The 451-nt window shown below is 71.4% G+C and carries 1 protein-coding gene; it reads left to right on the top strand.

Going from position 1 to position 451, the window contains the following annotated elements; genetic code table 11:
* Positions 1 to 352: 352 nt before the first annotated feature.
* The coding region (locus tag AC5Y6X_RS24435) for a PPE domain-containing protein (protein WP_499989720.1) at positions 353 to 451 on the top strand (99 nt) is incomplete at its 3' end.

Raw genomic sequence — 451 nt, 5'->3', positions numbered from 1 at the left:
TCCGGATACCCACCCGCCGACGCCATCGGCGGGTATTTGCTGCGGCGGGATTTTTTGTCCCCGATCGGAGCGTCCGCCGCCTGGCCGCGGCCGGCTGCGCCCGGCGGTGGCCGACGTCGTCGGCGTGTTACCGCAGATGATGACCGTGCCCGCCGCACACCTCGGGCCTCCCGGTGTCGCCGACGCCCACCGCCACGCTCCCTCCGAGTGTTGTGGCGCGCCGGGGCCCGTCGCCTCGGCGACCCGGGCGGGGGCGTTCCGCTCATTAGCCTCACACGAAAGGGACTTGCTGAAAGGCGCCAAGTGGGGGCAACGCGTGAGGGGATCCTCGTTCGGGTTCGGCGGTGGGTAGGTGTTCGATTTCGGGGCGTTACCGCCGGAGGTCAACTCGGGTCTGATGTATGCCGGTCCGGGGTCGGGGCCGATGATGGCCGCGGCCGCGGCCTGGGAC

It is taken from the genome of Mycobacterium sp. NGS26, from assembly GCF_059813025.1.
This window is presented reverse-complemented; position numbering and strand designations above follow the sequence as displayed.